This window comes from Alistipes dispar, from assembly GCF_006542685.1.
GTDB classification, from domain to species: domain Bacteria; phylum Bacteroidota; class Bacteroidia; order Bacteroidales; family Rikenellaceae; genus Alistipes; species Alistipes dispar.
Genome location: NZ_AP019736.1, coordinates 2,222,522 through 2,236,316, shown reverse-complemented (window position 1 = coordinate 2,236,316; position 13,795 = coordinate 2,222,522). Strand labels below are relative to the sequence as shown.

The window sequence follows — 13,795 nt, the reverse complement described above, 5'->3', positions numbered from 1 at the left end:
GCAGGAGGATATATGGCGAGGCTCTTCTCGGAACGGGAAATTCGGGCCGTCGCGGTGTTTCTGCCGCTGGCCGGTCTGCTCGTGGCCGCGCTCGTCCTCGTCCGTCCCAAAGCCGACCCGGAGGCCGCCCGCCGCGCAGAAGCGGCGATGGAGGAACGACGCGACAGCGTCGAACTGCATCCGTTCGATCCCAACACCGCGGACTTCGAGGAGCTGCTCGGACTGGGACTCTCGAAATACGAAGCCGTCAGCCTGCTCAAGTTCCGCGCCGCGGGCAAGGTCTTCCGCATTCCCGAGGACGTGGCGCTCTGCTACGGCATCGGCGACTCGCTCTACCGGCGGCTCGCGCCGTGGATCCGCATAGGCCGCAGATACGCCATCGCACCCCGCACGTACCGCCCGGGACGCATCCTCCCCGAGCCGCTGGCCCCCTCGCCGTTCCGTATCGACACCGTGAGCGCACGCTACCTGCGGGCCATCGGCGCGCTGTCGAAACGACAGGCCGAAGCCTTCGTCCGCTGGCGGGACCTGAGCGGCATCCGCGACATGGAGGAGTTGCGCGCCTGCTACGTCGTCAGCGACTCGGTGGCCGCGGCGCTCGAACCCTACGTCATCTTCCCCGAACGGCAGCCCCGGCCGATCGACCGCCCCGTGGAGCTGAACACGGCCGATTCGGCGGCGCTGCGGTCGGTCACGGGCATCGGCGAGAAGACCGTCATGCGGATCATCCGCTACCGCGAACGGCTCGGCGGATTCCGCAGTGCGGAGCAACTCGCAGAGATTCCGGGGGTCACGGAGAGCAACTACGAAAAAATTTTGAAACAAATTTCCTGCGACAGTTGCAGAATTCGAAAAATTGATATTAACTTTGCAGACCCGAAAACGTTGGGCAGACATCCGTACATCGCCCCGCGGACACTTCGGAAATTATTGAAGGTACGACAGTTGAAAGGAGGTTGGAGCACCGCCGAAGAGTTGATTGAAGACGACATACTGACCCGCGAGGAGGCAGCCAGGCTGGCTCCCTATTTGGAATTCGGGTCTCCCGGCGGAACGACCGACGAGTAGATTGCATCCGAAAACGGGAAAGCGCATCGGAAGATACGCGCCCGGCAGCCGTCAGACGACGAAAACGAACCGAATACAAAACGACAAAAAAACATACCATTATGATTATCATGCCGGTAAAGGAGGGCGAGAACATCGAGCGCGCCCTGAAGAAATTCAAACGCAAATACGAGCGCACGGGCGTCCTGAAGGAGCTCCGCCGCCGCCAGTACTTCACGAAGCCTTCGGTGGCGAAGCGCGAGGCCATGCAGCACGCCATCTACGTGGAGCACATGTACCGCGACGAGGACTGACCGATCGCCGATACGTTATTGAAAAAGCACCTCTTCTTGCAAGAAGAGGTGCTTTTTCATTCATGCTGCACGGGTCCGGGACGGATTACCGCCCCGCTCCGGCCGAAAGGTCGTCGATCCGCCGGAGCTCCTCGTCCGAGAAGCCGGGGCTTTCCAAAGCCCGGAGGTTGTCGGCGAGCTGTTCCACGGAGCTGGCCCCGACGATCACCGAGCTGACCCGCTCGTCGTGCAGCAGCCAGGCGAGCGACATGGCGGCAAGGCTCTGCCCGCGCCGGGCGGCCAGTTCGTTCAGGCCGCGGAGACGTCCCAGCAGCTCTTCGGTCAGGACCTCCCGCCCGAGCGACCCCGCACGGGCCATCCGGGAATCGGCCGGAACGCCGCCGAGATACCGGTCCGTCAGCAAGCCCTGCGCCAGCGGCGAAAATGCGATGAATCCCGAACCGGCCCCGGCCGCCGCGGAGAGCAGCCCCTCCCGCTCCGGTTCGCGGTCGAGGAGGTTGTACCGGTCCTGGAACAGCAGACACGGCACGTCGCGTTCGGCCAGATAGCGGAAAGCGAACCGGGCGGCATCGAGCGGATAGCGCGAAATGCCGACATAGAGCGCCTTGCCCGCACGGACGGCATCGACGAGCGCCCGGAGCGTCTCCTCGAGCGGCGTCTGCGGATCGAAACGGTGGGTATAGAAGAGGTCCACATAGTCGAGCTTCATCCGCCGGAGACTCTGGTCGAGGCTCGCCGTCAGGTATTTCCTCGATCCCCAGTTTCCGTAGGGTCCCGGCCACATGTCGTAGCCGGCCTTGGTGGAAACGAACAGTTCGTCGCGGTACGGCCGGAACGAACGTTCCATGACGCGGCCGAAGGTCTCTTCGGCCGAACCGTAGGGAGGGCCGTAGTTGTTGGCCAGGTCGAAATGCGTGATGCCCCGGTCGAAGGCGTAATGCAGCATACGCCGGGAGTGGGTGAAGGGCCTCTCGGCCCCGAAGTTCTGCCAAAGGCCGAGCGACAGCGCCGGCAGCAGCACCCCGCTGCGTCCGGCCCGCCGGTAGGGCATCCGTCCGTCGTAACGCCCCGGGTCGGGAAGGTAAGGGGATTCGGTCATGGGTCGAAAAATTGGATTATCGCAAAGATAACGAAAACGGCGCATTCCGCCTCAGGCAGGCCCCGGAATTTTCTCGCGACGCACGATACGGACGGGTTCCCGGAAATGCGCGGCGCACGCAGACCGCGGCAGACGCGAAACGTCCCGGACGAACCGGCAGCCGGGTTCGTCCGGGACGTACGAACGCGCGGCCGGGAGCCGCCCCGACCGTCCGCCATCCGCCCCGCTACCGCAGGAAAAGCAGTTCCCGGTACTTCGGCAGCGGCCAGATCTGGTCATCGACGATCTCCTCGAGCTTGTCGATATGGTAGCGGATCGCGTCGAAGCACGAAGCCACCGTATCGTGGTAGGCGACGGCCTTCTCTCGCTGGTCCTCGATCCGGTTGGCGACCTTGCGGGCGTCGATCATCTCGCCCGTGAGCTTCTGGATCGCGGCCGTGTGGTCCTGGATCTTCTTGATGAGCGCGATGTCGGCCGAAGCGTTCAGCCCCGGAATCTGCGACATCTTGTAGACCTTGTCCAGCAGCAGCGCCTCGTATTTCGACGCGATCGGCACGATGTGGTTCATCGCCAGGTCGCCCAGCACGCGGCCTTCGATCTGTATCTTCTTCGTATAGGTTTCCCACTTCACCTCGGTACGGGCTTGCAGCTCCACCTCGGAGAGCACGCCCATGTCGCCGAACATGCGCACGGCATCCCGGTCCAGATAGCGGTCGAAAATCCGCGGCGTGGAGGTCTCGCAGTCCAGACCGCGCTGCGCCGCCTCGGCCTTCCACTCCTCGGAATAGCCGTTGCCGTCGAAACAGATGTCGCGGCAGGCGTGGATCATCTGCTTGAGCACCTCGTAGATCGCCTTCTCCTTCTTCGCGCCCGCCTCGATCTTGGCATCCACGGCCCGGCGGAACTCCGTCAACTCGTGGGCCATCGCCGTATTGAGCACGATCATCGCCTCGGCGCAGTTGTCCGACGAACCGACGGCGCGGAACTCGAACCGGTTGCCCGTGAAGGCGAAGGGCGACGTGCGGTTGCGGTCCGTATTGTCCAGCAGCAGCGTCGGGATATGCGAAATGCCGCTCATGCGGAAGATGCTCTTGGCGTCGAAACGGATGGCGTCGTCGTCCTTCGAGGCGGCCAGCTTCTCCAGCACGGCCGAGACCTGCGAGCCGAGGAAGGCCGAAATGATGGCCGGAGGCGCCTCGTTGGCCCCAAGACGATGGGCGTTCGTGGCGCTCATGATCGACGCCTTCAGCAGTCCGTTGTATTTATAGACGGCCGACACGGCGTTCACCAGGAAGGTGATGAACTGCAGATTCTCCGAGGCGGTCTTGCCCGTGCCGAAGAGGTTCACGCCCGTATCGGTCCCGAGCGACCAGTTGTTGTGCTTGCCCGAACCGTTGATCCCCTTGAAGGGTTTCTCGTGCAGCAGCACGCGGAACTGATGGCGGCGGGCGATCTTGTCCATAATGGTCATCAGCAGTTGGTTGTGGTCGTTGGCCAGATTGGCCTCCTCGTACACGGGAGCCAGTTCGAACTGATTGGGCGCCACCTCGTTATGACGCGTCTTCACGGGAATGCCCAGCTTCAGGCATTCGTACTCGAGGTCCTTCATGAAGGCCATCACGCGCGTCGGGATCGCCCCGAAATAGTGGTCCTCGAGCTGCTGGTTCTTGGCCGACTCGTGCCCCATGAGCGTACGGCCCGTGAGCATCAGGTCGGGACGCACGGCCCAGAGGCTCTCGTCCACGAGGAAGTACTCCTGCTCCCAGCCCAAATAGGCGAAGACCTTCTGCACGTTCCTGTCGAAATAGCGGCACACCTCCGTGGCGGCCTTGTCCACGGCCGTCAGCGACCGCAGCAGGGGCACCTTGTAGTCGAGCGCCTCGCCCGTATAGGAGATGAAGACGGTCGGGATGCAGAGCGTCGTATCGACGATGAAGGCGGGCGACGCGGGGTCCCAGGCCGAATAGCCGCGGGCCTCGAACGTATTGCGGATGCCGCCGTTGGGAAACGACGAAGCGTCGGACTCCTGCTGCACGAGCAGCTTGCCCGAAAACTCTTCCAGCACGCCGCCGCAGCCGTCCGGCTCGGCGAAGGCATCGTGCTTCTCTGCCGTACCGCCCGTCAGGGGCTGGAACCAGTGCGTGTAGTGGTCCGCGCCGTGCTCCAGCGCCCACTGGCGCATCCCGGCGGCGATGCTGTCGGCGATTTCGCGCGTCAGCGGCGTGCGGTGCTCCATCGTGTCGAGCAGCGCCGCATAGGTTTTCTTGTCGAGGTACTTGCGCATGGCCTCGCGTCCGAAGACCTTCTCGCCGAAATAATCCGACGGACGCCCTTCGGGAGCCTTCACTTCGACGGCCGTGTGGTTGATCGCCGCATCGACCATCTTGAATCTCAGTAATGACATGATCCGAATTTTAAAGGAGGTTGCTTTCCGTTTCGGCTACAAATGTAATTCTTTTCCCGGTCCGTTGTTTTCCGAAAATCGCATTTTTCCGGAAAACACCTCATTTTTTCGCCCGTTTTCGAAAAAACGGCCCCATTTTTCGGGAACATCGCCGGTTTTTTCACCCGTTTTTCGGAAAACAGCCCCTGTTTTCCGCTCATCAGGCAAAAATCGACGATTTCCGAAAAACGCATTTTCAGAGGATATTCAGACCATAAATGGACTGTTTTTCCATACGCGGACCGCCCGGCGGCGGCTCCCCGGAACGGCCCCGGCGCACCGATATTCGACAATGCTGTTATTTTAGCAACAATTTCTTGTTACAATTCATGAATTATTTTGTACCTTTACATGCAATTTGAAATCGGATTCGACTACACTTATTACTAATCTCTAAATAGTTATGGCAAATACCAAACGTGAAAAGCTGTTCACCGAATTTCCGCCGGTCCCGACCGAGAAATGGGAAGAGGTGATCGCAGTAGATCTGAAAGGAGCCGATTACGAGCGGAAATTGGTGTGGCGTACGGGAGAGGGATTCAACGTCCGCCCCTACTACCGCGCCGAGAACCTCGAGGGTATCAAGTTCCTGGGCTCGCAGGCAGGCGAATTCCCCTACGTTCGCGGTACGCGCGCCCACAACCGCTGGCATGTGCACCAGACCGTGACGGTCGAGTGCCCGAAGACGGCCAACGCCGAGGCGCTCAAACTCCTCAATGCGGGTGTCGATTCGCTGGGCTTCGAGATCGTGAAGGAGGGCTTCTCCGCCGCCGATCTGGACCAGCTGCTCGACGGCATCTGCGTCTCCGCCGTTTCGCTGGCGTTCAGCGGCAAGGGCATGGGCGACGTCGCCGAACTGGTGATCGCCAAGCTCGAAAAGGAGGGCACGGCCGCCGAAGCCGACGTGGCCTTCGCGATCGACCCGCTGGTAAAGGGTCTTTCGACCAAGGGCGACTTCTGCTCGCCCAACGGCGAGAAGTGCTTCGCACGCATCGCCGCACTCGTCAGGAAGACGGCCGCCTACAAGCACATCCGCGTCGTGACCGTTTCGGCCGACATCTTCTCCAACGCCGGATCGACCATCGTCGAGGAGCTGGCATTCGCCCTCTCGGCCGGCAACGACTACATCGCCCGCCTGACGGACGCCGGGCTGACGGTGGACGAGGCCGCCCGCAAACTGCGCTTCTCGTTCTCGGTGACCTCCAACTACTTCATGGAGATCGCCAAGTTCCGCGCGGCCCGCATGCTCTGGGCCAACATCGTCAAGGCATACAACCCCGAGAAGCACTGCGCCGGGAAAATGATGATCCACGCCGCGACGTCGAAGTGGAACCAGACGGTTTACGACCCCTACGTGAACATGCTGCGCGGCACGACCGAGGCCATGTCGGCCGTGATCGGCGGCGTCCGCTCGCTGGAGGTGACGCCGTTCGACGCCTCGTTCGAGACGCCGACCGAATTCTCTAAGCGCATCGCCCGCAACGTCGAGCTGCTGCTCAAGCACGAATCGCACTTCGATCAGGTCGTAGATCCCGCAGGCGGTTCGTACTATGTCGAGAACCTCACTCAGTCGATCGCCTCCGAAGCCTGGAAGCTCTTCCTCGAAATCGAGGAGAAGGGCGGCTATGCAGAGGCTTACAAGGCCGGCTTCATCAAGGAGCGCGTGGAGGCTTCGGCCGCCGCCAAGGACAAGAACATCGCCACGCGCCGTCAGACGCTGCTCGGCGCCAACCAGTTCCCCAACTTCACGGAGGTGGCCCCGAAGGAGATCACCGCCGAGTCCGTCACGCGCCGGCAGGCCGAAGGCAACACGCTTTCGCCCTACCGCGGCGCCATGGCCTTCGAGGAGATGCGCCTGCACGTGGACCGCTCGGGCAAGCAGCCCAAGGCGTTCATGCTCACCTGCGGCAATCTGGCGATGGCCCGCGCACGCGCCCAGTTCTCGTGCAACTTCTTCGCCTGCGCCGGCATCCGCGTACAGGACAACACCTTCTTCAAGTCGATCGAGGAGGGCGTGAAGGCCGCACTCGAATCGAAGGCCGAGATCGTCGTGGTCTGCGCGTCGGACGACGACTACGCCGAGGCCGCACCGAAGGTCAAGGAGCTGCTCGGCGGCAAGGCGATCCTCGTCGTGGCCGGAGCGCCCGCTTGTGCGCCCGAACTCGAGGCTCAGGGCATCAAGAACTTCATCAACGTGAAGTCGAACGTCCTGGAAACCCTGAAGTTTTACCTTAAAGAGATGGGAATCTGATCATGAGAGCGAAATTTTCCGAACTGAAATACGAAGGCGCCACGCAGCAGAGCTGCTGCGCCAAGAAAGGCTGCGGTGAAGTCGAGCCGTGGCTCACGGCCGAGCGCATCCCCGTCAAGGGCGCCTACACGGCCGAAGACCTCGAAGGCATGGAGCACCTGAACTACGCGGCGGGCATCGCCCCGTTCCTGCGCGGTCCCTACTCGACGATGTACGTGATGCGTCCGTGGACCATCCGCCAGTACGCCGGCTTCTCCACGGCCGAAGAGTCCAACGCATTCTACCGCCGCAACCTCGCCGCAGGCCAGAAGGGTCTGTCGGTGGCCTTCGACCTGGCCACGCACCGCGGCTACGACGCCGACCACCCGCGCGTGGTGGGCGACGTGGGCAAGGCCGGCGTGTCGATCTGCTCGGTGGAGGACATGAAGGTGCTCTTCAACGGCATTCCCCTCGACCGCATGTCGGTGTCGATGACCATGAACGGCGCCGTGCTGCCCGTGCTGGCCTTCTACATCGTGACGGGTCTGGAGCAGGGCTGCTCGCTCGAACAGCTCTCGGGTACGATCCAGAACGACATCCTCAAGGAGTTCATGGTGCGCAACACCTATATTTATCCGCCCGAATTCTCCATGCGCATCATCGCCGACATCTTCGAGTACACCTCGAAGAACATGCCCAAGTTCAACTCGATCTCCATTTCGGGTTACCACATGCAGGAGGCGGGCGCCACGGCCGACATCGAGCTGGCCTACACGCTGGCCGACGGTCTGGAGTACCTCCGCGCGGGCATCAACGCCGGCATGTCGATCGACGCCTTCGCACCGCGTCTGTCGTTCTTCTGGGCCATCGGCATGAATCACTTCATGGAGATCGCCAAGATGCGCGCCGCACGTATGCTCTGGGCCAAGATCGTCAAGCAGTTCGACCCGAAGAACCCCAAGTCGCTGGCGCTGCGCACCCACTCGCAGACCTCGGGCTGGTCGCTTACCGAGCAGGATCCGTTCAACAACGTGGCCCGCACGGCCATCGAGGCGATGGGCGCCGCACTGGGACACACCCAGTCGCTGCACACCAACGCGCTGGACGAGGCGATCGCCCTGCCGACCGACTTCTCGGCCCGTATCGCCCGCAACACGCAGATTTACATCCAGGAGGAGACCAACGTCTGCCGTGAGATCGACCCGTGGGCAGGTTCCTACTACGTGGAGACGCTCACGAACGAAATCGCGCACAAGGCCTGGGAGCACATCCAGGAGATCGAGAAGCTGGGCGGCATGGCCAAGGCCATCGAGACCGGCATTCCGAAGATGCGTATCGAGGAGGCCGCCGCCCGCAAGCAGGCCCGCATCGACTCGGGCGCCGAGAAGATCATCGGCGTGAACGAGTACCGTCTGGAGAAGGAGGCCCCGATCGACATTCTCGCCGTGGACAACACGGCCGTGCGCGAGAGCCAGATCAAGCGTCTGAAGGAGCTGCGCGCTTCGCGCGACGAAGCCGCCGTGAAGAAGGCGCTGGAGGCCATCACCGAGTGCGTGAAGACCAAGCAGGGCAACCTGCTCGAGCTGGCCGTCGAGGCGGCGAAGGTCCGTGCCACGCTGGGCGAAATCTCCGATGCCTGCGAGGTCGTCGTAGGCCGCTACAAAGCTGTTATCCGTTCCATTTCAGGTGTCTATTCGTCAGAAGTGAAAAACGACAAATCGTTCGAGCACGCCAAGGAGCTGTGCGCCGAATTCGCCAAGAAAGAGGGCCGTCAGCCGCGTATCATGATCGCCAAGATGGGTCAGGACGGCCACGACCGCGGCGCCAAGGTGGTAGCCACGGGTTATGCCGACATCGGCTTCGACGTCGATATGGGTCCGCTGTTCCAGACTCCCGAGGAGGCCGCCAAGCAGGCCGTCGAGAACGACGTGCACGTAGTGGGTGTCTCGTCGCTGGCAGCCGGCCACCTCACGCTCGTCCCGCAGTTGATCGCCGAGCTGAAGAAGCTGGGCCGCGAGGACATCATCGTCATCGTCGGCGGCGTGATCCCCCACCAGGATTACGACGAACTCTACCGCGACGGCGCCGCAGCCATCTTCGGCCCCGGCACGCCGATCGCCACGGCCGCCATCAAGATTCTCGAAATCCTGATGGCCGACTGATAGCCGACAGGCGAACACCCGTTCCGATCCCCTCCGGTATTCACCGGAGGGGATTTTTTTGCGGACCGCAGCCGAAACGGCCGTCCGAAAATTTGCACAATGCGGCGATTTGTCCTATCTTGCTCCGTCAATTCCACGCATTCATGAAACGATTTCTGCTTTCACTTTTCGCCCTCTGCGGCGCCGTGGCTGCGGCCACGGCACAAGAGGAGCCGCTGAAACTGCCCGAACCCGAATTCATCGGCCAGACGCTGGCCGTCCTGCCGGACGACACGACCGAACAGCTCGTGCAGGAGAGCCTGACGCCCCGTCACCGTTCGTCCACCGGGCAGAAGCTGTTCGGCATCGGCAGAGACCATATCGAAGAAATGACGCTGAACGGGACGCAGGCCCGTAACCGCTTCCGGAAAGACGACGGCATCGCCTTCATCGTCCGTGTTCCCGACAACGGCATCGACCCGATGTCGGTCATCAGCGTCTTCCGGTTCAAGGTCAAGAAAAAGAAACGCGTCGCCGAATACGCCTCGGTCGGCACTTTCGGCGACCGGCAGCGCAATACGCTGGAGAGACAGCCCTTCACGTCGCGCCGTTTCGGCGTCAGCTCCTACCTGATCGTCCTCCGGGACGTCGAGCCGGGCGAATACGGCATCACGGTCGATGCCCTCGGCAGTCTGAACGTCTCCACGTTCGGCGTGGACGAATGACTCTCTCCCTTTCGCATGAAAAATCCCCGCAGTCTCCGGACTGCGGGGATTTTCCATACTGGCTCATCCGGCCTCTCAGAGACAGGCCTCCAGAATCCGGCGGGCCGTGGCGCCGTCCACGTTTCCGGCCTCGCCGTACTTCGCGCCGAGGGCATCGAAGCGCCGCTCGATTTCGGCGATGGTCTCCGCACCGATTCCCTCCTCCGAAAGACGGGTCGAAAGCCCCAGGGAGCGGAAGAACCGTTCGGTCGCCTCGATCGTCCGGTCGATACGCTCCTCCTCCGTCCCTTCCGTGACGCCCCAGATGCGTTCGCCGTACTGCAACAACTTCCCGCGCTTCTGTTCGCGCAGCACGCGCAGCGTGCCGTTGATGACGATCGCCAGCGTCGCGCCGTGCGTCAGGCCGTGCAGCGCCGTCAGTTCGTGGCCGATCATGTGCGTCGCCCAGTCCTGCGTCACGCCCATGCGGATCATGTCGTTCAGCGCCAGCGTCGCCGCGAGCATATACTCCGACATCACCGCATAGTCGCGCGGCTCGGCCAGGGCGCGGGGCGCGATCTCGATCACCGTATGGAGAATCCCCTCGGCCCAGCGATCCATCAGGCGCGACTGCCCGGGGGTGGTCATATACTGCTCCAGCACATGTACGAAGGTATCGGAAAGTCCGCAGGCGATCTGTCGCACGGGCAGGGAGTAGAGCGTCTCGGGATCGAGGATCGAAAAGACGGGATAATCCCCGTAGAAGGCGTACTTCTCCTTCGTCTCGTAACGCGAAATGACGGCTCCGTTGTTCATCTCGGAGCCCGTGGCCGACATCGTGAGCACCGTCGCCAACGGCACGGTCTTCCCGGCCTTTCCCTTCAGAACGATCTCCCAGGCGTCACCCTCGTAAAGCAGCCCGGCGGCGATGAGTTTCGTGCCGTCGATCACCGAACCGCCGCCCACGGCCAGCAGGAAATCCACCCGACGCTCCTTGCCCAGCGCGATGGCGCGGCGCAGCGTCTCGACCGACGGGTTCGCCTCGATGCCCCAGAACTCCACGACCTCGCGTCCCTCGAGCGCCCGGATCACCTGCTCGTAAACGCCGTTGCGCTTGACGCTGCCGCCGCCGAACGTAATCATGATGCGTTTGTCGGCGGGAATGAGTTTTGCGAGCCGGGCGATCTGCCCCTTGCCGAAAACCAGCTCGGTCGGATTGTGATAGATGAAATTGTTCATACCGTTTATCGTTTGTCTTGTGTGAAATCTCCTGCACGAAGCGGGCCGCAACGACGGCCGGAACCCTCCCGTCCCGGGAACGGGCCCTCCCAAGGACTCCGGACCTGCTGCGCTCTTTACAAAGATACGAAAAAGAATGCCGCACGACGCACGGCCGGAGTGGAATTTTTACGTTTCGGGAAACACGCCCCGGGATTCCGGACGGAAAATTTCAAGACATGTCCGGCAACAGGACCGCCCTCCCCGGGCCGAAATCGGGCGGCACGGACCGTTCCGGCAGCACGGCATACCGCCCTTCCCGACAGAGACGGAAAATCCCCGGACGGGAAAACCGATCCGGGGATTCGCTCTTTCGCGGCGCACGCACCGCAGACGGACCGCCCCGCGCAGGAGCGCGGGAAGGTCGGATTAGAAATACTTGCCTCGCAGGTCCTGAATCTCGGCCATCTGCTGCACGGCCGGAATGGCGAACTGCTGCGCCATGCTCTCGTTCATGGCCTGCGCACGGACCTTCTCGCCCTCGGCGGTCTGCTTGTCGGCAGTCTGCACGTCCTCCACCTCGAAGACATAGACGCCCGACATACCCTTCACGGGAGCCGACACCGCACCTTTGTCCGACGAGGTGATCGCACCCACCAGACGCGGCTCGAAGCCCGGGCCGTCCACATAGAACGAACTGAAAGTCACATCCTTGAAATCGGCCACCTCCGTGCCGAGGCTGGCGGCCTGCTCGGCGAGGCTCGAACCCGAAAGCTGTCCGACGATATAATCGTACTTCTTGTCGCGGAGCACCTGCGCACGGATCTGCGCCGACATCTTCTCCACCGAAGCGTACTCGTCGTCGTCGATCTCGGTCAGCATGGCCACCACGTAGTCCTTGCCGGCGGGGAAGATCTCCGACACGTCGCCCGGCTCGGCGCCATAGGCCCAGCGCGTAATGTCGCGCGAATCCTCCAGACCGCGGATCGTGCGCTCGCCCTGCGGAATCACCGCCACACGGGGCGTCACGGCAGCCGTCGAAGCCGCCTCGGCGAACGTCTCGGCCGAACCTTTGGCATTCACCATGAAGGAGCCCGCCTCGTTATGCACGGTCCGGCGCGTTTCGGCCGAAGCCTCCACCGGATAGGTGATCGAAGCGACCTGCACCTGCTTCACGGGTTTACCGGTGCGGTAAACCTGCATGAGCTGGATCGCATCGCCCGAAGCGATCTTCACGATATCGCCCTGCCGGGCGTCGCCGAGCGCCTCGGCGAACTCGCCCGTAAAAGTCGAGAAGGGCAGTTCGCCCACCTCGCCGCCGTTGGCGGCCGTCGCGTCGTAAACCGAATACTGCGCGGCGGCAGCGGCGAAATCGGCCCCGCCGCGAAGCGCCGTCAGCAGGCTGTCGGCCAACTTCTCCTCGGTATAGGGCAGTACGATATGGCGCACGCCGATCGTGTCGGGAGCCATCTTCGACGACAGCACGCGGGCCATCGTCCACTCGTTGTTCTTCAGCACGGGACCGTAGGTCTTCCCGGCCATCAGCGCCTCGGCCTCCTCCTCGGAGAGCTGGGCGGCCGACACGTAGTTGTCGGCGACCTTGCCGTTACGGTTGCCACGGACGAACGACTTGAGTTCTTCGGTGACGGCGAACTCCTTGCCGACTTCCGTGACCTTCTTCTCGAGGTTCAGCAGGTCGTCATCCGTCGGAGCGACCTCGAACACAACATAGGAGATCGTGCGCGACGGCAACTGCCGGAACAGGTCCTTATGGCTGTTGTAGTAGGCCCGCAGATCGGAATCCGAAACGTTGAACAGCGAATCGGGAACCTCCGAATACTTCTTGCCGGCCCACTTGCCCGCATAGGTGTCGTTGGCCGCCTCGACGCCGCGCGCCACTTCGAGCGCATTGACGTACACGCCGCCCCTGACCAGTCCGAAGAACTTCTGCATCTCGCGCTCCATGCGGGCCTGCTCGTTGAGCTGCGCCCACGCCTGCGCCGCCTGGGGATTGGCCTCGGCCTGCGCCAGGAAATCGGAGACGGCAGCCACGTTGTAGGCACCCGTGCGGGGATCGGCAAAGGCGTTGAAGAAGGTCTGCGAAGGCTGCTTGCCGCCGGCCATCGCCATCCGTTCGGGCTCCGTCACGCGCAGACCCAGCCGCTCGAACCCGGGCGTGAGCACGTAGCGAGCGATGAGCGACTGCCACGTGGCGTTGGCCAGCATCGCCGACTGCTGTTCGTCGCCCTCCTGGGCGCCGCTCTGGCTCTTGATCTTCTCGTACTCGTCGTAATACTCCGAATAATTGATCTTCTCGCCGCCGATCACACCGACCCGCGGATCGTTGCCCGAGAAACCCATCTCGGTTTTCAAAGAGAGGATGAATGCCAAGAGGGCAAGGGCGATGATGATCGAGAGCACGATGCCGAACTTGGTACGTAAGGTGTTTAAACTTGCCATATAAATAGTTAATTATTCGTTTTGTTTCGAAAGATCAGCCAAAGGTAGTAAAATTAATTGTAAAAACGACAGAAGACCGGAAGAAAAATACACCCCGGAAACACCCCGTTCCGCCGCCGTCCATTTCCGCTCCGCAGAG

Annotated in this window: 9 protein-coding genes; 5 read left to right on the top strand and 4 right to left on the bottom strand. The window is 62.3% G+C overall.

Going from position 1 to position 13,795, the window contains the following annotated elements; translation table 11 throughout:
- Positions 1 to 12: 12 nt before the first annotated feature.
- Both FME97_RS09370 and rpsU read left to right on the top strand, forming a co-directional pair.
- On the top strand, positions 13 to 1,068 hold the full coding sequence (locus tag FME97_RS09370; RefSeq protein ID WP_141429266.1) for a helix-hairpin-helix domain-containing protein: 1,056 nt from the start codon (positions 13 to 15) through the stop codon (positions 1,066 to 1,068).
- Between the two features lie 101 nt (positions 1,069 to 1,169).
- Positions 1,170 to 1,361 carry a 30S ribosomal protein S21 gene (gene rpsU, locus FME97_RS09365; RefSeq protein WP_141429264.1) on the top strand — a complete coding sequence of 64 codons (192 nt, stop codon included), beginning with the start codon at positions 1,170 to 1,172 and terminating at the stop codon, positions 1,359 to 1,361.
- 85 nt (positions 1,362 to 1,446) lie between these two features.
- Here the strand turns inward: rpsU and FME97_RS09360 are convergent, their stop codons facing one another.
- Both FME97_RS09360 and FME97_RS09355 read right to left on the bottom strand, forming a co-directional pair.
- Positions 1,447 to 2,460: an aldo/keto reductase gene (locus tag FME97_RS09360; protein ID WP_141429262.1), complete on the bottom strand. Its 1,014-nt coding sequence runs from the start codon at positions 2,458 to 2,460 to the stop codon at positions 1,447 to 1,449.
- Between the two features lie 226 nt (positions 2,461 to 2,686).
- The gene (locus FME97_RS09355; protein WP_394344254.1) at positions 2,687 to 4,864 is read right to left on the bottom strand and encodes a glutamine synthetase III family protein; all 2,178 of its coding nucleotides are present in this window, start codon (positions 4,862 to 4,864) and stop codon (positions 2,687 to 2,689) included.
- Between the two features lie 442 nt (positions 4,865 to 5,306).
- On the opposite strand from FME97_RS09355, the gene FME97_RS09350 reads away from it, so the two are divergent.
- From FME97_RS09350 to FME97_RS09340, 3 genes are all read left to right on the top strand, one after another.
- Complete coding sequence (locus FME97_RS09350) at positions 5,307 to 7,154, top strand: methylmalonyl-CoA mutase family protein (RefSeq protein WP_141429260.1); 1,848 nt, start codon at positions 5,307 to 5,309, stop codon at positions 7,152 to 7,154.
- A gap of 2 nt (positions 7,155 to 7,156) precedes the next feature.
- A complete protein-coding gene (gene scpA, locus FME97_RS09345; RefSeq protein ID WP_141429258.1) occupies positions 7,157 to 9,295 on the top strand; it encodes a methylmalonyl-CoA mutase in 2,139 nt (712 codons plus the stop codon).
- A 143-nt stretch (positions 9,296 to 9,438) separates the two neighbouring features.
- Positions 9,439 to 9,999 (top strand): hypothetical protein, encoded by a 561-nt coding sequence (locus tag FME97_RS09340; protein ID WP_141429256.1) that lies wholly within the window; start codon positions 9,439 to 9,441, stop codon positions 9,997 to 9,999.
- Between the two features lie 75 nt (positions 10,000 to 10,074).
- Here FME97_RS09340 and FME97_RS09335 read toward each other — a convergent pair whose 3' ends face one another.
- Entirely contained in the window at positions 10,075 to 11,217 is a 1,143-nt protein-coding gene (locus FME97_RS09335) for an iron-containing alcohol dehydrogenase (protein ID WP_141429254.1), read from the bottom strand.
- 408 nt (positions 11,218 to 11,625) lie between these two features.
- Positions 11,626 to 13,656, bottom strand: a complete 2,031-nt coding sequence (locus tag FME97_RS09330) for a SurA N-terminal domain-containing protein (protein WP_141429252.1) — start codon at positions 13,654 to 13,656, stop codon at positions 11,626 to 11,628.
- Positions 13,657 to 13,795: the final 139 nt, after the last annotated feature.

Coding starts and splice junctions, on each gene's coding strand:
- FME97_RS09330 (WP_141429252.1), bottom strand. CDS start 13,656: ATGGCAAGTTTAAACACCTTACGTACCAAGTTCGGCATCGTGCTCTCG.
- FME97_RS09335 (WP_141429254.1), bottom strand. CDS start 11,217: ATGAACAATTTCATCTATCACAATCCGACCGAGCTGGTTTTCGGCAAG.
- scpA (WP_141429258.1), top strand. CDS start 7,157: ATGAGAGCGAAATTTTCCGAACTGAAATACGAAGGCGCCACGCAGCAG.
- FME97_RS09370 (WP_141429266.1), top strand. CDS start 13: ATGGCGAGGCTCTTCTCGGAACGGGAAATTCGGGCCGTCGCGGTGTTT.
- FME97_RS09355 (WP_394344254.1), bottom strand. CDS start 4,864: ATGTCATTACTGAGATTCAAGATGGTCGATGCGGCGATCAACCACACG.
- FME97_RS09360 (WP_141429262.1), bottom strand. CDS start 2,460: ATGACCGAATCCCCTTACCTTCCCGACCCGGGGCGTTACGACGGACGG.
- rpsU (WP_141429264.1), top strand. CDS start 1,170: ATGATTATCATGCCGGTAAAGGAGGGCGAGAACATCGAGCGCGCCCTG.
- FME97_RS09340 (WP_141429256.1), top strand. CDS start 9,439: ATGAAACGATTTCTGCTTTCACTTTTCGCCCTCTGCGGCGCCGTGGCT.
- FME97_RS09350 (WP_141429260.1), top strand. CDS start 5,307: ATGGCAAATACCAAACGTGAAAAGCTGTTCACCGAATTTCCGCCGGTC.